At 55.8% G+C, this 18,734-nt stretch carries 16 protein-coding genes; 12 read left to right on the forward strand and 4 right to left on the reverse strand.

Translation table 11 applies throughout. The annotated features are described in order from the left end of the window. Positions 1–160: 160 nt before the first annotated feature. From ACR0AO_RS22880 to betI, 3 genes are all read right to left on the reverse strand, one after another. Positions 161–505 (reverse strand): type II toxin-antitoxin system RelE/ParE family toxin, encoded by a 345-nt coding sequence (locus tag ACR0AO_RS22880; protein WP_480608819.1) that lies wholly within the window; start codon positions 503–505, stop codon positions 161–163. Next, positions 495–752, reverse strand: coding sequence for a ribbon-helix-helix domain-containing protein (locus ACR0AO_RS22885; protein ID WP_480608821.1), 258 nt, complete (start codon positions 750–752; stop codon positions 495–497). The genes ACR0AO_RS22880 and ACR0AO_RS22885 overlap by 11 nt, the downstream gene beginning before the upstream one ends. 655 nt (positions 753–1,407) lie before the next feature. Continuing rightward, positions 1,408–2,106, reverse strand: a complete 699-nt coding sequence (betI, locus tag ACR0AO_RS22890) for a transcriptional regulator BetI (RefSeq protein ID WP_480596607.1) — start codon at positions 2,104–2,106, stop codon at positions 1,408–1,410. Between the two features lie 64 nt (positions 2,107–2,170). Between betI and choX the strand changes: the two genes are divergently transcribed. From choX to betA, 6 genes are all read left to right on the forward strand, one after another. Beyond that, entirely contained in the window at positions 2,171–3,097 is a 927-nt protein-coding gene (choX, locus tag ACR0AO_RS22895; RefSeq protein WP_480535150.1) for a choline ABC transporter substrate-binding protein, read from the forward strand. A gap of 17 nt (positions 3,098–3,114) precedes the next feature. Next, positions 3,115–4,029 (forward strand): alpha/beta fold hydrolase, encoded by a 915-nt coding sequence (locus tag ACR0AO_RS22900; protein ID WP_480535151.1) that lies wholly within the window; start codon positions 3,115–3,117, stop codon positions 4,027–4,029. Between the two features lies 1 nt (position 4,030). Then, positions 4,031–4,864, forward strand: a complete 834-nt coding sequence (gene choW / locus ACR0AO_RS22905) for a choline ABC transporter permease subunit (RefSeq protein WP_480535152.1) — start codon at positions 4,031–4,033, stop codon at positions 4,862–4,864. Between the two features lie 3 nt (positions 4,865–4,867). Further along, on the forward strand, positions 4,868–5,920 hold the full coding sequence (choV, locus tag ACR0AO_RS22910) for a choline ABC transporter ATP-binding protein (protein ID WP_480535153.1): 1,053 nt from the start codon (positions 4,868–4,870) through the stop codon (positions 5,918–5,920). Between the two features lie 62 nt (positions 5,921–5,982). Next, entirely contained in the window at positions 5,983–7,434 is a 1,452-nt protein-coding gene (gene betB / locus ACR0AO_RS22915; protein ID WP_480596603.1) for a betaine-aldehyde dehydrogenase, read from the forward strand. A gap of 10 nt (positions 7,435–7,444) precedes the next feature. Then, on the forward strand, positions 7,445–9,100 hold the full coding sequence (gene betA / locus ACR0AO_RS22920; RefSeq protein WP_480596601.1) for a choline dehydrogenase: 1,656 nt from the start codon (positions 7,445–7,447) through the stop codon (positions 9,098–9,100). Between the two features lie 203 nt (positions 9,101–9,303). On the opposite strand, the gene ACR0AO_RS22925 is transcribed toward betA, so the two are convergent. Next, complete coding sequence (locus ACR0AO_RS22925) at positions 9,304–10,059, reverse strand: MipA/OmpV family protein (RefSeq protein ID WP_480535156.1); 756 nt, start codon at positions 10,057–10,059, stop codon at positions 9,304–9,306. Positions 10,060–10,543: 484 nt separating this feature from the next. Between ACR0AO_RS22925 and ACR0AO_RS22930 the strand changes: the two genes are divergently transcribed. The 6 genes from ACR0AO_RS22930 to ACR0AO_RS22955 form a co-directional block, all read left to right on the forward strand. Next, entirely contained in the window at positions 10,544–11,401 is an 858-nt protein-coding gene (locus ACR0AO_RS22930) for a LytTR family DNA-binding domain-containing protein (RefSeq protein ID WP_480608823.1), read from the forward strand. Continuing rightward, complete coding sequence (locus tag ACR0AO_RS22935) at positions 11,388–12,125, forward strand: Crp/Fnr family transcriptional regulator (RefSeq protein ID WP_480535158.1); 738 nt, start codon at positions 11,388–11,390, stop codon at positions 12,123–12,125. Before ACR0AO_RS22930 ends, ACR0AO_RS22935 begins: the two co-directional genes overlap by 14 nt. A gap of 348 nt (positions 12,126–12,473) precedes the next feature. After that, positions 12,474–13,511, forward strand: a complete 1,038-nt coding sequence (locus ACR0AO_RS22940; RefSeq protein WP_480608825.1) for a zinc-binding dehydrogenase — start codon at positions 12,474–12,476, stop codon at positions 13,509–13,511. Between the two features lie 704 nt (positions 13,512–14,215). After that, a complete protein-coding gene (locus ACR0AO_RS22945) occupies positions 14,216–15,328 on the forward strand; it encodes an efflux RND transporter periplasmic adaptor subunit (protein ID WP_480608827.1) in 1,113 nt (370 codons plus the stop codon). A 21-nt stretch (positions 15,329–15,349) separates the two neighbouring features. Then, the gene (locus ACR0AO_RS22950; RefSeq protein WP_480596593.1) at positions 15,350–18,412 is read left to right on the forward strand and encodes an efflux RND transporter permease subunit; all 3,063 of its coding nucleotides are present in this window, start codon (positions 15,350–15,352) and stop codon (positions 18,410–18,412) included. A 62-nt stretch (positions 18,413–18,474) separates the two neighbouring features. Continuing rightward, the coding region (locus ACR0AO_RS22955) for a hypothetical protein (RefSeq protein WP_480608828.1) at positions 18,475–18,734 on the forward strand (260 nt) is incomplete at its 3' end.

Genomic DNA, 18,734 nt, shown 5'->3' on the forward strand with positions numbered 1-18,734 from the left:
AGTCGCACTTCAGGGTAGCGCGCTCCGCTACATGTGTTGGGAACGCATAGGTGAAATTATGTGAAGCGAATAACTGCACACAATTTAGAAGACAGAGCAGCGCAAATTAATCGAACATGAGAACTGTCGGCCGATCGTACGCCCAATGGACGCGTTGGGTTTAGGACAATAGGCGCAGCAGAATGTGCGCATCGTGGTTTTGACCACTATAGAAGACGGCGAGTACTCGTATGACCAGTTCGTCATCGTCGACTTCAAAATAGATGATCGCTTTGTTCTTGGTTACGTTCCGAATGCTATTGCCGAGATGAGGTCTTAGGGTGCCTTGATGTGGAACGTTCACCAGGCTTTCGAGGCTCTCCTGAATCTCGATCACACGTTTCTCAGCGCGCTGAAAAGCGGTTTCCAGATCTTCGCCAAAGTGCTCAGCGGTTTCAACAAGATAGTCAAATATGAGATCAATATCTGAAGTGACTTCTTCGGCGCGAACGACCTTATAAACCACGTTCGGCCCGTTTGCGTAGGATCATGTCTTCGGTGCGCTTTTTGCCCTCTTCGAGAGTAACGAAGGTGCCGCTACGACGCTGATCCAGCAGCTCTCGCAGTGCGTCCGTGTTTTGCGATTGCTCACGCATCAGTTCAAGCCCGTGCTGAAGCACGGCGGAAAGGCTAGCGTAATGACCCTGGGCGACAAGATTCCGCGCATAGGCCTCTTGTGACTCAGTCAGGGATATTGATGCTTTAACGCTCATATCAAGCCTCATTTATACTACTGGGTAGTATAAGGCTGTGGCGGACAGAGGTCAATATTGGGCGCGCACGGGTGTATTTTTTGGGCATATCTATGTAGAGAGAAACTTCTCCGCATATCCTGCTTAATCGTAATGGCTTGCCAACGTCGTTCAGAGATAACTGATCCAAACGCTTTGATCCCGGTTGAGCCCAAGTTCCTCCAGTATCCTTTCGGCGTCCAAATTGAAGTCATTCATCAGGTCCAAGAAATTGCCAAAGACTTCAATTTGGATGCTGAAGGGATCCGTGAAGAACTCGGGCTCAGCCCGGATCAAAAAGTGTGGATTAGGTATCTCTGAGTTTAGGCCACATGCGCCGTTTGATTTGCAATGATGCGGACGGGTGCAAGTTTCACATAATTTCACCTACGCGCCATTTGGTGGCTGACTTGCAAGCTTCAAGTTAGGTTGAAGCGGATGCGAGTTTCGAAATTGTTTTGCATGTGTGCCGCAAAACAGGATTAGGCATGATTTATTTGAAAGGCTGCCACTTCTCGAAAAAAGCGGTTTTTACGCTGTCTACTTCCAATTCCGATATACAGTGTCTTACTGAAGCCTAGAGGAGATTAAAGAATCCAATTCTCAGTATCTCAGCAAAAGCTACCCAATCTTTGATCTAGACTTTGCTCGCCACAAATGCCTGGGCGATGGTGCACATCTTTTCCCTGGCCGCCATTCGGTCCATGTCATTTGGAAAGCTTTGTTCAATCACAGTTTCAATCTGAGTCATTGCTTCGTCCCGGTTGAGCCCGCCAATCTGCAAACCGCAGCGCATCCATAACCCGTCAATCAGCAAGCTGACTGTATGCGCGGTAACATGGGCCTTTACCGCTTCTGCCCCGGTCTCCTTCAGCGCTGAATAGAGGTTGCTGTGCAGGCGGTGATAAATCGCGTTTTGCAGGCGTTGAAATTGGGGGTTGTGCGGAACCTCGGCACACATGGCAATCCATCCATGCGCGACCTCTGGTCTGAAGGTGGTAGGAGAGAAATTCGCTTCGATAATTGCATAGAAGCGTTCCCAGGGCGTCGCTGCCAAAGACAGGAAGGCGACCGCCTCTTTGCGCAGCGTAGCATTAGCACGGCGCATGGCGGTTTCGATGAGGGCCTGTTTGTTCGAAAAATAGTGCAGCACGCTGGCCTTGGAGGCGCCGGTATGCTCGGCGACACGCTGCAAGGTCGTGCCTTGCATACCGTGTAAGGACAGCACTTCGAATGCTGCGGCAGCGAATTCTTCACGGCGAATTTCGGCAATGCTTTTACGTCCCATTGGGCCCTCTTTTTGACCGAGAATAGATTTAGTTGACTCTGCGGTCAATTTAAACGTATGGTCTGGTTATTGACCATAGGGTCAGTATAAAGACCACTGGGAGGAATTACGAATGCAAATGACACTCCGCAGCGCAACCATGGCCTCCGTACTGGCCGTTTGCGCCCATCAAGCCGCCGCCAATTGTGACACTGTGCGTATGGCCGAGCCAGGCTGGACCGATCTGGCCCTGACAACCGGTGTCGCGAGTACCGTGCTGGAGGGTTTGGGATATACGCCGGAAAGCGATGTTCTGGGTATTCCAGTGATCTATGAATCAATGGTCGGCAAGGATCTGGATGTATTCCTGGGCTACTGGGACCCGGCGATGGAAACCTATTATCAGGCCTATCGCGATACCGGCGACATCGAGACGGTGCACCAGAATCTGGAAGGCGCGAAATTCACCTTTGCGGTACCGAAATACGTCTACGAAGCGGGCGTGACCGATTTTTCACATCTGGTGGAAAACGCCGACAAGTTCGACAGCCAGATGTACGGGATCGAACCCGGTTCGAACGACATCATGCTGGACATCGTAGGCAAGGACGCCTTCGGTCTGGGCAGCTGGAAAGTCGTCGAAAGCTCGGAACAGGGCATGCTGGCACAGGTCAAGAAGAACCAGCGCAAAGAAGACTGGATCGTGTTCCTGGCATGGGCGCCGCACCCGATGAACACCCAGTTTGAAATCGAGTACCTGACCGGTGGCGACGAATTCTATGGCCCGAACTTCGGTGGCGCAACCGTGCATACCCAAGTGCGTAAGGGCTATCTGGAAGAGTGCCCGAATATCGGCAAGCTGGTAACCCAGATGACCTTCGACATCCCGATGGAAAGCGAAGGCATGGGCTATATCCTGGAAGATGGCATGGACCCGAACGAGGCTGGTGCCGCGCTTCTGAAGGCGCATCCCGAGTATCTGGACGCTTGGCTTGATGGCGTGACCACCTTGGATGGCAGCAGCGGTCTGGACGCAGTCCGGGCGCATCTGGGCCTGTAATCAAAGCGGGGTGAGCGATGCCTATCCAACAGACAATCGCCGGAAACTGCCCCATCTATGTCGAGATGCACGGCGACAAAGCCGCGCCGTGCATCGTGATGATCCTCGGGCTGGGAATGCAGCTGCCGGAATGGCCCCAGGGCCTGATTGACAGCCTGGCCCGGGACTTTCACGTCGTTTGCGTCGAAAACCGCGATATGGGGCGGTCTGGTCGGGCAGGGCCGGATATCGACCCCGAAGCCTTCAGACTGCTGGAATCGCAGCCAACCGTACACCGCTCCCCCTACACGCTGTTCGACATGCGCGACGATGTCCTGCGCTGCGTCGATGCCCTGGGCGTTGATCAATTTGCCGCGGTTGGGTTTTCCATGGGGGGCATGATCGCCCAGCTGGTCGCAGCCAAGCTTGGTTCGCGCGTCACCGGGTTGGCACAGATCTGCAGCAGCGCAGGCGAGGCAGAAATCCCAGCGCCGCCCGGTGCATGGGACCGTTTTAAGCGCACCGCGCGCCCGTTCGTATCTGAAACCGAATTTGTCGATTGGCTGACCGATGACCTCATCTGGTGGTCCGATCCGACACCGCTGACCAAAGAAGACGCCCGCGCGACGGCGCTGGACATGATCCAGGGCGGGTTCTCGTCCGGGGGATATGCCCGGCAGTTGCTTGCGCTCAATGGGTCCGGCGACCGGACGCCCGAACTAAAGTCGATCACGGCACCAACCCTGATCGTCGCCGGTGCGCAGGACCGCTGCGTGATGCCCGAAAGCTCGTATCAGGCGCATGCGCTTATCGCCAATTCCGAATTCGTACTGTGCGAAGACATGGGCCATGCCCTGGATCCGCAGGCCATCAAATATCTCGAAAACTGGCTGAGGAAGACACTTGACCCTCAGGACCAGCAAACAACGGCACATGCAGGAGGGAGGACCTGAAATGGAGTGGTTGGAATCCTATAAAATTCCGATTGGGAAATGGGCAAAGATCTTTGTCGAATGGCTGACCGATAACTTTTTCTGGTTTTTCGATGGCCTTTCCGCAGTTCTTGAGGGGATCATCCTCGCCCTGCTCTGGTTGCTGCAAGCACCAAACACCTTTGTGGTGATCGCGGTTATAACCGCGCTGTCCTGGCTGGTTCGGAAATCCATCGGCTTTACCCTGTTCACGGCGCTTGGGCTGCTGCTGATCGTCAACCAGGGATACTGGGTCGAAACGACTGAAACTCTGGCGTTGGTCTTTGCTGCTGCCGTGGTCTGCATGGGGCTGGGCGTGCCGCTTGGCATTGCCGCCGCTCGCAAACCCTGGCTGTACCGGATCATGGAACCCATCCTGGACCTGATGCAGACGATCCCCACATTCGTCTACCTGATCCCGGCGCTGATCCTGTTCGGTCTGGGTATGGTGCCCGGCCTGATCGCCACGGTGATCTTTGCCATACCCGCTCCGATCCGTCTGACCCATCTGGGGATCACCTCGACGCCCACGTCACTGATCGAAGCCGGCAAGGCCTTTGGGTCGACCCCGCTGCAGCTGATGTGGAAGGTGGAACTGCCTTATGCGCTGCCACAGATCATGGCCGGTCTGACGCAGACCATCATGCTGTCACTGTCCATGGTGGTGATCGCCGCCCTTGTGGGAGCCGACGGCTTGGGTGTTCCGACGCTGCGGGCGCTGAATTCGGTCAATATCGCCAAAGGGTTCGAAGTCGGCATCGCAATCGTTCTGGTCGCCATCATCTTCGACCGGATGTTCAAAAGAGGGAGCCCGTGACCGATGACTGACACAATGGTACGTTTCGACAACGTGAACATCGTCTTTGGCAATGAACCGAAGACCGCCCTGCCGATGATGGACAAGGGGATGTCGCGCGCGGAAATTCAGGAACAGACCGGACAGGTTCTGGGCGTTCATGATTGCTCAATCGATATCAAGAACGGCGAGATTCTGGTGCTTATGGGCCTGTCGGGATCCGGTAAATCAACCCTGCTGCGGGCGGTAAACGGGTTGAACCCGGTGGTGCGCGGCAAAGTTGAGGTCAACACCGGAAACGGCCTGGTGGATATCGTGCAGGCCAACGAAAAGGCTCTGCGCGGAATTCGCCGGGATCGCGTTGCCATGGTCTTTCAGCAATTCGGGCTGCTGCCCTGGCGCACTGTGATCGACAATGTCGCCTATGGGCTTGAGGTCGCTGGTGTCGACAAAGACGAGCGTCTGCGACGCGCCCGCGAACAGCTGGAACTGGTGCATCTTGAGGATTGGGCCGACCGCAAGGTTCAGGAACTGTCCGGCGGCATGCAACAGCGTGTGGGCCTGGCCCGCGCCTTTGCCACCGAAGCGCCGATCCTGCTGATGGACGAGCCGTTCTCGGCCCTTGATCCGCTGATCCGCAACAAGCTTCAGGATGAATTGCTGGAGTTTCAGCAAAAGCTGGGCCGTACGATTGTTTTCGTCAGCCACGATCTGGATGAGGCGCTGAAAATTGGGTCTCGCATTGCCATCATGGAAGGCGGTCGCATCGTGCAATGTGCGGAACCTCAGGACATCGTCCTGAATCCCGCGACGCCGTATGTCGCCGAGTTTGTGGCCCATATGAACCCGCTGAACGTCTTGCGCGCGATGGAGATCATGATTGAGCATTCCGGCCCCGTTCCTGCGGACGCCCGGGTTATCGCTGACACGACGCCCCTAAAGGACATCATTTCGATGCTCATAGAAGAGCAAAGCGAAATCATTGTTCTGGGGGCGGACGGGCCAATCGGCAAGATTGACGTCAAGGCCGCGCTGAGCTGCCTGTTGCGCACACAACAGGCCGAAGTCGCGGCGTAACAACCGGCGCCGGGGGCTATCTCTCTGGCGTCGCTGACCAATTTGCATCGGAGGTGTCGACCATGATCGCGCAACCCACTGCCAGCCATTTCGTCAATGGGGCTTATGTCGAGGACGAAAGCGGAGAGGCGCTGGATGTCATCTATCCGGCAACCGGCGGGGTGATTGCCAATCTGCACGAAGCATCGGCCGAACTCGTTGATCGCACCATTGCACAGGCGCGGGCAGCACAAAAGGACTGGGCTGCGATGTCCGGCACCGAGCGCGGGCGCATCCTGCGCCGGGCCGCCGACATCATGCGCACGCGCAATCACGAATTGTCAGTGCTAGAAACCTATGACACTGGCAAGCCGCTGCAGGAAACCACTGTCGCAGATGCCACGTCGGGGGCCGATGCGCTGGAATACTTCGGCGGGCTGGCCGCCAGCCTGACCGGCGAACATATCCAGCTGGGCGAAGACTGGGTCTATACGCGGCGCGAGCCGCTGGGCCTGTGCGTTGGTATCGGCGCCTGGAACTACCCCACCCAGATCGCCTGCTGGAAAGCCGCGCCCGCGCTGGCCTGTGGCAATGCGGTGATCTTCAAACCGTCCGAGGAAACCCCGCTATGCGCGCTGAAAGTGGCCGAAATCCTGACCGAGGCGGGCCTGCCCGCTGGCCTGTTCAACGTGTTGCAGGGCCGGGGCGAGATCGGCGCGGCGCTGGTCACGGATCCCAGGGTGGACAAGGTCTCGCTGACCGGGTCGGTCCCGACCGGGCGCAAAGTCTATGCCGCCGCCGCCGAAGGCATGAAACATGTCACCATGGAGCTGGGCGGCAAGTCACCGATGATCGTTTTCGACGACGCTGATCTGGAAGAGGCCGTCAGCGGTGCCATTCTGGGGAATTTCTATTCCTCAGGTCAGGTCTGTTCCAACGGCACCCGCGTGTTCGTGCAGAACGGCATCAAAGAGGCGTTTCTGGCCCGCCTGCAAGAACGGCTGGCCGGTGCCATCATCGGCGACCCGCAGGATGAGGCGACGAATTTCGGCCCTCTGGTCAGCGCCCGTCAGCTTGAGATTTCGCTCAGCTACATTGCCTCGGGCAAGGAAGAAGGCGCACGGCTGGTCTGTGGCGGCGAGCGGATCGACAAACCGGGCAACTGGATCACGCCTGCGGTTTTCGCCGATGTCAAAGACGACATGAAAATCGCCCGGGAAGAGATTTTCGGACCCGTGATGGCAGTGCTGGATTTCGACACCGAAGACGAGGTGATCACCCGCGCCAACGCCACCGATTTCGGTCTGGCCGCCGGGGTGTTCACCAATGACCTCAAGCGCGGTCACCGTGTGATCGCCCAGCTTGAAGCCGGCAGCTGCTTTCTCAATTCCTATAACGATGCCCCGGTCGAAGCGCCGTTTGGCGGCGTCAAGCAATCAGGCGTGGGCCGGGAAAACTCGAAGGCCGCGATCGAACATTACAGCCAGGTCAAGTCGGTCTATGTCCGCATGACCTCGCTCGAAGCACCGTTCTAAGGAGGATTCCATGGAGGCAGATTTTGTCATAGTTGGTGCAGGGTCGGCGGGATGCGCCATGGCGTACCGCCTGTCCGAGGCCGGATCATCCGTGATCGTCATCGAATATGGTGGCACCGATGCGGGCCCGTTCATCCAGATGCCCGCGGCCCTGTCTTATCCGATGAACATGTCGATCTATGATTGGGGCTTTTCGTCCGAGCCCGAGCCACATCTTGGCGGGCGCGAACTGGCCTGCCCGCGCGGCAAGGTGATCGGGGGATCGTCGTCGATCAACGGGATGGTCTATGTCCGGGGCCATGCCAAGGATTTTGATCACTGGGCCGACAGCGGCGCTGCGGGCTGGAGCTATGCCGACGTCCTGCCCTATTTCAAGCGGATGGAAAACTGGCATGACGGCGGCCATGGCGGCGACCCAGAATGGCGCGGCAATGACGGCCCCTTGCATGTCACCCGCGGCCCGCGAAAGAACCCGCTGTTCCACGCCTTTGTCGATGCCGGGAAGCAGGCCGGGTATCAGGTCACCGGCGACTATAACGGGGAACAACAAGAAGGCTTTGGCCCGATGGAGCAGACCGTCTGGAAAGGACGGCGCTGGTCGGTGGCAAATGCCTATCTGAAACCTGCCCTGCAACGCCCGAACTGCACGCTGGTCAAGGGGCTGGCAAACCGGGTGATCATCGAAGACGGCCGGGCAACCGGTGCCGAGCTGCAACGCGGATCGAAAACCGAGACCATCCGCGCCAAACGCGAGGTGATCATCTCGGCCTCGTCCATCAATTCGCCAAAACTGCTGATGCTGTCGGGCATCGGACCGGCGGCGCATCTGGCCGAACACGGGATTGATGTCGTCGCGGACCGCCCCGGCGTGGGTCAGAACCTGCAGGATCATCTGGAACTGTATCTGCAGATGGCGGCCAGCCAACCGATCACGCTGTACAAATACTGGAACTTGTTCTGGAAAGGTGCGCTGGGTGCGCAGTGGTTGTTCACAAAGACTGGCCTGGGGGCATCAAACCAGTTCGAAAGCGCGGCCTTCATCCGGTCGGCAGCGGGCGTCGATTATCCAGATATCCAGTACCACTTCCTGCCGATGGCGGTACGCTATGACGGTCAGGCCGCTGCCGAAGGGCACGGTTTCCAGGCGCATGTGGGGCCCATGCGATCGAAATCGCGCGGCACTGTCACCCTGCGCAGCGCCGACCCCAAAGAGGCCCCCAAGATCCTGTTCAACTACATGAGTCATGAGGATGACTGGGCAGAGTTCCGGACCTGCATCCGTCTGACCAGGGAAATCTTCGCGCAGGACGCGTTCAAGCCTTATGTGAAACACGAGATCCAGCCCGGAAACGCGGTCCAGAGCGACGACGAACTGGACGATTTCATCCGCCATGAGGTCGAAAGCGCCTACCACCCCTGCGGTACCTGCAAAATGGGGGCTGCAGATGATCCGATGGCCGTTGTCGACCCGGATTGCCGCGTGATCGGCGTCGAGGGGCTGCGCGTGGCCGACAGTTCGATCTTCCCGCGCATTACCAACGGCAACCTGAATGCCCCATCGATCATGACCGGTGAAAAAGCGGCGGACCACATCCTTGGCAAGCGTCTGGCACCGTCCAATGCCAAACCCTGGACCCATCCGGATTGGGAGAGCAGTCAGCGTTGATCTGGCCTCTCCTGCGGCGCGTCTGATGCTCCTCCCCACATTGCAGGCGCGCCGTTTTTTGGCTCACAGTACACAGTACGCCTGAGGACGGAGGATGTGGGTCCAAAAGCTGGTCGCCCTATGCGATCGGATTTACCTGCGCTCAGAACCACGTATGGTCGGGAACCGACCGGGCCAACACATGGCAAGCCCGGTCCGAGGGATCAGAAATTGAACATCACACCGAATGTAGCGCTGTAGATATTGTCTTCATCCACGATCGGGCTGTTCGAAACATCGCTGGGCAGGAAGTCGGCGCGCAGACCGCCCATCAGGGACCAGCTTTCGTTGATCGGCCGCACCATGCGGGCTTCGACAAACGGGATGATCACATCGCCGGGCGCATATTCCGGGCGCCCCGGGCGTGCCTCATCCGCGGAAACCCCCCAGACATAGCCGCTCAGATCTTCGCTCTGCCAGCCGGCACCAGCGCGCAGTTGCAGCATCGACTTGCCGATCTGCGTGCCATACCCGAAATCAAAGATCACTTCCTGACCATCATGCTCGCCCGTGACTTCCTGACGGAAGCGCAGGCCGGTATTGAAGCCTGCACCAAGATCATAACCAAGGATAAGTGCCAGATCCCCGGTAATCTCACGGTCAATCCCGTCAAGCTCGTCGGCATCGGTGTTGAACAAACCCGAGAAGCGAGGCAACAGGCCGACGGACAGTGTATAGCCGTTGCCCTTGTAAGCTTCATATTCAAGACCCAACGTACCGATGGACAGCGGACCTGTCTTATATGTCACCAGCGGATAGGGTTGGACCTGCGTTCCTTCACCGATATAGGGGTTGTTTGCGACACCGGCGATTACACCGATCTGCCAACCATCTGGCGGACCGCTGTCCTGCGCGGCACCGGAAGAGGCCAAGGCGGCAACGGCCAACGGGGATAGGAACACTGCTCGACAGTTGATCACGGAATCTTTCCTCTGCGTGAGATTCAATTTTTGGGCGTTTGTGTTGACCGATCTTCTGTGCCGGCATCGAACGTGGTCCAGACTCAAGCAATCGGTCGAGGGGTAGAGAACTCTAAAGTGGTGGGTTTGGCGACATAAATGACAAACGGTCAGATCCAAGTTGAACCACCCGACAAATGCAAAAACTCAGCCCGGGTATTCGAAGACTAATTTTCATCTAGATTAACCTTGTTTTGGCACAAAGACCTGCGAGTGCGCGTCGTCAGCCATCGCCGCGTTGAGTTGTTTAGTTCTTGGCGTCAGCTAGTTGCATCAAATACTCAGTGCACGTGCAAGTTCGTCAACACGCGCCAAATATACGCGAATGGTCTGTGGTATTCGTAAGCGGTATGTGTGCAACCGTTGGCGATTAGGTGCGTTGTTTTCCTGTTTCGCAACACTTAAATATTCACGCTGAGACTCTTGATCCAGATCCAGCGATTCCATGACAAAACCCGTTCAACTCTACGGCACTTTACCTCAGACCGTTCAAAACGCGTTGATTTCAATCGTGTCGTTTGAGGGTTTGACAATTTGGAAGCTCATCCACTTCGTGGGCTGGTTCGTGGGCGGCATGGGTCTTCTTTTGACAGTGTTCGAGACTGGGCCCTATTCAGATTTGCCGATGTGGGCGGCATTCCTGATGTGGTCGGCGCTGCTGTTTGCAGGCAGTGCAATTTTGATCGGGGTCGCCGTTGCCAGCATCCTTGCCGGCCTTAGCATGCCCTGGCCTTTAATCTGTGCGGTGCTTTTTCTACCTTTGTTGCTGGCCCCCTTTTCTCTGCTGATTGGTCTCATGTCGGGAACAGATCGGCTTTCCGGCTCTCTTTCCAATGGTATTGTGATCAGCCTGCTTGACGAAGCCACCAATCTGGCGCTGCCATCAGTATTCCTGTCCTCAGTGCTTTGTGTGTTTGCTGTCTGGTTCGGCAAACTTCTGCAGGCCAATAGTGACAATAGCGGTGAGAAGTCAGAGGAAATCGTCCAACGACCGCGTCTCAGAGAAGCAATCCCGACTTTGCCAACCCGCCTTGGTGAAGATATTGTTCGGGTCGAAGCGCAGGACCACTATATCAGCGTGTTCACATCATCCGGACAAGCGACGTTAAAAATGTCGTTCTCCGATTGTGTTGACCGATTGCAGGATTTCAGCGGTGCGCAATGTCACAGATCGCATTGGGTCAGTTTCAGCCATATCCAGGAAATCCACCGCTCAGGAAGCGCTTATACCTGTATCCTACGCGACGGAACCAGCATACCGGTCAGCCGCAGACGCCGATCTGCACTAAATGTTTCGCCTTAATTTTGTAAGCTCTCAAAACATCTGTTGTTTGTCGGGCTTGTATGCCGCTTTCTGCGCGGATCCAGGCAGCCCGGTGTGGATTCTGCATCTGGCGCAGGCGGTCGCCATCATCCTCTTTGAAACTCTCTTTCCTTATCGTATGTTGATAGGTAACTACCCACGCTTTGAAAGAAGACAGCGAAGAATGCGAATTTCGCCAGATATACGGACGAAATATCTCCAATCGCTTCGTCGCATTGAAGTAGGCAAAAAAGAAACTCTTCTTTTGCAGGGGGAAATTAGCAATCTTGCCTACATCGTTGAAGAAGGGTGCCTACGTATTTGGCATAACAATGATGGGACGGATGTTACGCTTCAGTTCTTCTTTGAGAATGATATTGTTTCTTCGCTTGAAAGCTTTTTTCACGGTCGCCCGAGCAAATTCGGGATCGAAGCCGTTACGCCGACGGTTGTCAGAGCTATTGAGCGAACCACATTTAATAAACTGATGGCCCACTCGACAGAGTTCAGAGAGTTCATGTTCCGCGCGCTCGTTGATCGCCTTACTGACTACCAAAACCTTTTCCTCAATCGGATTATGGATAACCCAGAAAACCGATATCGCCACCTTTTGGAACACTCTCCTGAGCTTTTGGAAACGGTGCCGCTGCACTATTTGGCATCGTATCTGGGGATCACTCCAGTATCACTCAGCAGAATCAGAAAAAAGGTTGGCTTTCCTTAACAAATGATAACGCGGGTCGGGTTGAAATTTGGCATATTCCCTTAGTCGGAGATTTTAGATCTGACTATTTGGACTTGCACTCACTTGTAAACTGAAGAGCAAAACATGCATGAGCCCATTCAGCATGCGAAGCAGCTAAAGTTCCCGGAAAGAGGCATCTCATTCAGTGCGACAATTAGGATCGTCGCCTGTAGCGCATCGAAGTTGTTCACACGGTATCGCACCGGGGGGCGGGGATACTTGGTATGGTCAGCCTTTTCCTCTGTTTCTCGCGTGAAGCCTGAATCCGTCTCGTGCCAAACGTCATAAAAAATCACACGTGAACTTTCTTGTAGGAGACTTCATAGCATGAACACCATGCATGCATGGGTTGCCCGTTCTTACGGCGAGCCAAAAAATGTTCTTAACCTCGAAGAGGTGACAATAACCGAACCTAAGGGGAACCAGGTTCTTGTGCGAATTCTGGCATCCTCGCTAAACCCTATCGACCTGAGAATGGTACAGGGTTACGGATCACGGTTGCGGCGCCTGGCCGCGCCGGAAGAATTTCCCTTTATCGCCGGTCGTGACATCGTGGGAGAAATCGTTGCCATGGGTCCGGAAGCAATCAAGTTCAAAGTCGGTGACAAGGTCGCTGGGGTAAATGATATCAAGGAATCCGGCGCCCACGCCCAGTTCTCTGCAATCACCGAAACTTGTTTGGCGGCGGCACCGTCCAATGTTTCTCCTACCGAACTGGCTTCAATTCCGTATGTTGCCATGACAACCTGGAGTGCCTTGGTGGATCGGCTGAAACTCGATCCCCAAAACGCATCCGATAAACATCTGTTTGTCCACGCGGGTTCAGGTGGCGTTGGTAGCTTTGCAATACAATGGGGAAAATCCCTTGGAATGAAAGTTTCGACGACTTGTGGACCCTCCAACATTGGCTGGGTCAAAGGCCTGGGCGCGGACGTTGTTGTTAACTATCGCACGCAGGACTATCGCGAAATCGTCAAAGACGTAGACTTTGCCTATGACACGCTCGGCGGGTCATATGAAAAGGACACAGCAGCCCTGGTTAAGGAAGGTGGCGGTTACGTTTCCATCGTACACCAGCTTATGCCCTATACAGACCGCAGCGGGCTCGTTATCGGCGGGCTGCATGCTCTAGGGCGAGTTTTGAGCAAGAAAGTTCGCTATGGCCTGTCAGGTAAAAAATACGCTTGGTCCATCGCACAGCCCAATGAAGAAGGTATCGAGCATATAATGACTAAGGTAGCTAGCGGCCAAATAAAGCCTGTAATTGATCGCGAATTATCGATGGCGGATATCATTGACGGCTACGAGCACCTTGGCACTGGTCGCGCCAAAGGAAAAACCGTTTTGAAATGGCAGTGTGCCTGACGCGGTCCGCTCTGAGCTGACACTCTTTACGCTGCGGACAATGGCTCTTCTCTTCCGCGGGGCCATTCCTATACCGGTGGTCTCCATTCGATGGATAATCCCACCCACCAAAAAGTTTCAGAATGAGCAGTCAAACCCTTAAGGAGCAAAAGACCACCAACTGATCTTCCTACACCATTGCATAAAAGGGGGATCACCATCGATTCTATTTGATCTTGGTGCCGGAGCCATCGCCCGAAGTGAAATCGTCAATGCATCGCGATACTTGGACTGCGATGTTTGGCAACGATGGATCGGATAAGACCGCCGACGCCGTGTCGTGCGCCAGATAGACTGTACCATGTCACTCAGGCAGTCACTTCCGGCGAGAGGCTTTGAAAGGTAAGTTGCAGAAACCCAGATTCGGGATGCCCTCATAAACAATTCCCTGATCTTTGGTAAACCTGTCACCTTGGCTTTCGTCTGAGAAAAGAGGCAATCGGCCGGTCAACGGCTTCGCGCAACAAAGCCGTTTCAGTTGAAAATTCAAGAAATTTACAATTGTTAATGTTGCACTCTTTCATCTCTGCTAGCGCAGTTTTCGAACTGCGACGTTTCAATGCGCTGAAGCGGCCGGGTGAATGCAGCCTGCCCTAATAGAACTTACCGGAGCAGAACAACTGCAGCTGCTCACTTACAACACTCAACAAGGGATCACTCATAAAATGGTGCGCTACCTCAAACTTGTACCCATTCTCACCCTTGCCGTTCTGTCTGCCTGTAAAGAAGAGGAAGTGGACCAAAGCGCCATTGTTCGCGGGGTAAAGACCTTTCTGGTCACCGACACACAGTCAACAACCGCACGCCACTATCCCGGTGTTCTGGAGCCTGCCACGATCACGACCCTGTCCTTCGAGGTCAGCGGAACGCTTGAAGAGATGAACCTGTCGATCGGTCAAGCGGTCGAAACAGGCGATGTGCTGGTCGAACTGGATCCGACCCTGCTGCGCATTCGGCTTGAAAACGCACAAGCCGCCGTCGAGCAGGCCGAGGCGCAGTTCACCAATGCCGAACGGACACTGAAAAGGCAGCGCAGCCTGCTGGACCGTGGGGCAGTAACGCAGGTCTCGGTCGACAATGCCGAAACTGATTTCCTGGCCTCAAAAGCCTCGCTGGCACAGGCGAAGAAGGTTGTCGAGGCGGCGCAGGAAGACCTGACCAAAACCACGATTCACGCCCCCTATTCCGGGAACGTCAACTCGGTCGACGCGGATTCCTTTGCCACAGTCAGCGCGGGAACGCCTGTCGCCTCGATCTATGCTAGCGACAGTTTCGAGGTCTCGTTCTCGGTTAATTTCGAAGCTGCCAGCCAGATCGAAATCGGCGGGCCCGCAATCGTCAAACTGGTGGACCGTCCCCGGGTCAAGCTTGAGGCCGTCGTGACAGAAATCGGCAGCAGGGCCGACGTTGTTTCGGCCTATCCGGTCGTCGTTTCCGTGACCGACAATAACCCGATCCTCAAGGCCGGTATGGCCGTTGAAACAACGCTTGAATTCCCGCTGCCCGAAGCCGTTGGATATCTGGTTCCGCTGACGGCGGTCAGCACGGACCTGACCAACCTTGATCACGACGCAAACGAACAGACCGAAACGCTGGTCGCCTTCGTCTATGACGAAGACAGCGGCACGATCCGGCAACAGGAAATCGTTGTTGCGGGCCTTCGGGATAACTCTCTGATCGTCATTTCAGGGCTGCAGCCCGGTGATCGAGTGGCCTCGGCCGGGATGTCCTTCCTGCGCGACGGGCAGCCCGTCAAACTTATTGACAGCAAAAATTAATTGTAAGGCGAGGGTTTTCCCATGGGGTTCCTGACTCGGTTCGGCATTGAAAAGTCGCGACTGACTGTACTGGTCATGATCGGGGTGCTTTTGCTTGGGGCAATTTCGTATATTCAACTTCCCAAACGCGAAGACCCCGAAATCTCTCTGCGCACGGCGATTGCGGTGGCCCAGTATCCCGGCATGTCGCCGGAACGGGTCGAAGAGCTGATCGCAGAACCGCTGGAACGCGCGGGCCGCGAGATCGAAGAAGTCGAAACCATCGTCACGCTGATCACCCGTGGCCAAGCCGAGCTGAAGTTCGAGGTCTACGACTCGGTCCCCAATTCCGAGCTTGAGCGGGTCTATCAGGACATCCGCAACAAGATGAACGACTCGATGGGTCAGTTGCCGCAAGGCACAATTGGCCCGTTTGTGAACACCGATTTCGACGCGGTGGCCATCGCCACAATCGCCGTTACCGGCGAAGGGTTCACCTATGAAGAGATTTGGGATGCGGCGGAAGACCTGCAAAAGCAGATCTATACCCTTAGCGGGATCACCAAAGTTGCCATTGAAGGCCGTCAGGAAGAACGCATCTGGCTGGAGATTGACACCCGCAAGCTTGCCTCGGTCGGGGTACAACTGGATCGCCTATTGTCGGACCTGAGCGCCCAGAACGTCATCGTTCCTGCGGGCAATCTGGATGCAAATGGCGTCAACATCATGCTTGAGGCCAATGGCGATCTGAAAACCGTTCAGGACATCCGCGAGGTTCTGACCAAGGTTCCTGGGTTAAGCGGGCTGGTCCGTTTGCAGGACCTGCTGACCGTTCGGCGCGGCTATGTCGATCCGCCGGATGCTCCGATCTATTTCAACGGTGAACCGGCGCTATTGCTGTCGGTCGAGATGGATAACAGCCGCGATATCCAGACCATCGGCGATGACCTAAAGCAGCGCCTGCCCGAGTTCGAAGCGACGCAACCCATCGGAATTCAGTTTTCGATTTCGACCTTTCAGGAAACTAACGTCACCCAGGCCATCAATGGGGCGCTGACAAATGTCGGTCAGACCTTTCTGACCGTCTTTGTGGTCATGCTGGTGTTCCTCGGGCTGCGTCCTGCGTTTGTGGTGTCCTGCATCGTGCCATTTTCGGTGATGTTCTCGCTGATCCTGATGTCACGGGCAGGAATTCCGATCGAGCAGGTCTCGATCGCGGCCGTCATCATTTCGCTGGGTCTGCTGGTTGATAACGGCCTTGTCGTGGTCGAAGAGATTCAAAGCAGGCTGGATGCGGGTGAGACCCCGAGACGCGCAGCTGAAAAAGCTGGCACCCAGTTCTTTATTCCGCTGGCCGTGGCCTCGGTCACCACAGCGTCAGCCTTTATCCCGATGCTGATCCTTGAGGGTGCTGAGGGGGACTATGCCTTCTCGCTGGGTGCCGTGGTCGCCTTTATGCTGCTTGGGTCGTGGATCACCGCCCATTACATTCTGCCCTATCTGGCGACCTATCTTCTGCGCCCGTCGAAAAAGGCGCAGGCCGCGGAAGAAACCTGGCTGATCCGCTCCTACGGCAATCTGACCCGTTTCCTGCTGCATAAGGGCCTTTTGGTTGCCGGGGTGATTTACGGGATCATCCTTGCGGGCACGACAGTGTTTGGCTCGCTCAAGGGTGAGATGTTCCCTCTGGCCGAACGGGCCGAGTATCTGATATATCTTGAGATGCCACGTGGCACAGCGGTCACCGCCACGCGGGACGAGGCGCTGGCGGTTGACGCATGGCTGCGCGATCCTGAACGGAACCCCGAAGTCGTCAGCACCACCCTGTTTGTGGCCAGCGGCGGTCCCCGGTTTTTCCTGACACTGGACCCGGCAGATTCTGATCCGGCTAATGCCTTTTTCGTGGTCAATACCAAGGATTTCGAAAGCGCCGTCGCCGCCGCCGAACGCGCACGCAACTATCTGGTCACCCAACGCCCGGCCGCCAGCTATCGCATCACGCGCCTTGCCATGGGCGGCGAGGAATCGGGCATTGTGGATGTTGAAATCACCGGCCCTGACGCCGATGTTCTGGTCGGCCTTGCGCGCAAGGTTCAGGATGCGTTCGACACGGTGCCCGGCGCAATTCTGAACAAGAATGACTGGGGCAACAAAACCCTCAAATTCACTGTTGAGATCGCCCAGGACAAAGCGCGTGAATTTGGCGTGACCTCAAAAGATGTCTCGGAAGTCATGGAGGTCTATTTCTCGGGCGTTCCCTATTCCGAGTACCGCGATGGCGCCGATTCCATCCCGATTGTTGTACGTGCGCAAGAACCGTTCCGGGACAGTCTGGAAGACCTGGAAAACCTGTCGATCCCGGCGGATGGTCGGTTGATTTCATTGGCGCAGATCGCGGATTTCGCGCCCAAGTTCGAATTCTCTCAGCTGCGCCGGGAAAATCAGGTGCGCAAGATCACGGTATCGGGCAAAAGCGCCTATCTGTCCGCCGCCGAGGTCGAAGCATGGGTGGCCGAGGATCTTTCGGAGCTATCACTACCGCCGGGATATCGTCTCAACCTGGGTGGGGAGACAGAGCGTAGCGCCGAGATCAACGGGCTGCTGCTGGCGGGCATGCCTGCGGCTTTGCTTGTGATGCTTGCTGCACTTATGTTCCAGTTCAATTCGGTCCGACGGGTTACGCTGACGTTTCTGACAGTCCCAATGATCCTGATCGGTGCACCTACAGCTTTATTTCTAGCTTCACAGCCGCTGTCATTTTTTGCGATTCTGGGGCTGATCTCTTTGATGGGCATAATAATCAACAACGCAATTGTGTTGATCGACCAGATCGACATTGAACGCGAAACATTGGCTCTGGACGACGCGATTGTGGTCGCTGCAAAGAAAAGGGTCACGCCGGTGATGCTGACATCGCTGACCACAACCCTCGGTCTCGTGCCGATGGCGCTCAATGGCGGCGCCCTGTTCGAACCGATGGCAACACTGATGATCGGCGGCTTAATCGTCGCTTCACCACTGACCCTGATGTTTGTTCCATCTGTGTACCGACTAATGTTCGCCATGGATGAGCGGAAAAGGGTAGCTGCAGCAATGACGTCTTGATCCACAGCTGTAATTTTGCTGCCCTGGCTTACTCTCGGCCAGAAAGATGAAGAGTAAGATCGTTGAAGTCAAAATCGGGCACGGTGTTTGGGGCTGCACAAGCTTTCAGTTTGGACAAAGCAGCTAGGGATCTTTTACGAAGTTTCTTTCTGCGCAAAGATTTTACACCGAACTTACGGCCTACGCCGCCAGTTCTGCAAATTGACGAAAACGGACAGATTCCGAGCGTGAGTGGTTGTGAAGGTGTAGACGCCCCCGCTGGCCTCGATGTGCCATTGTGGGTTTGCAAACAACCTGAATGGAGGCGTCTATGGAAGAGATT

The organism is Ruegeria sp. AF8 (assembly GCF_056541825.1).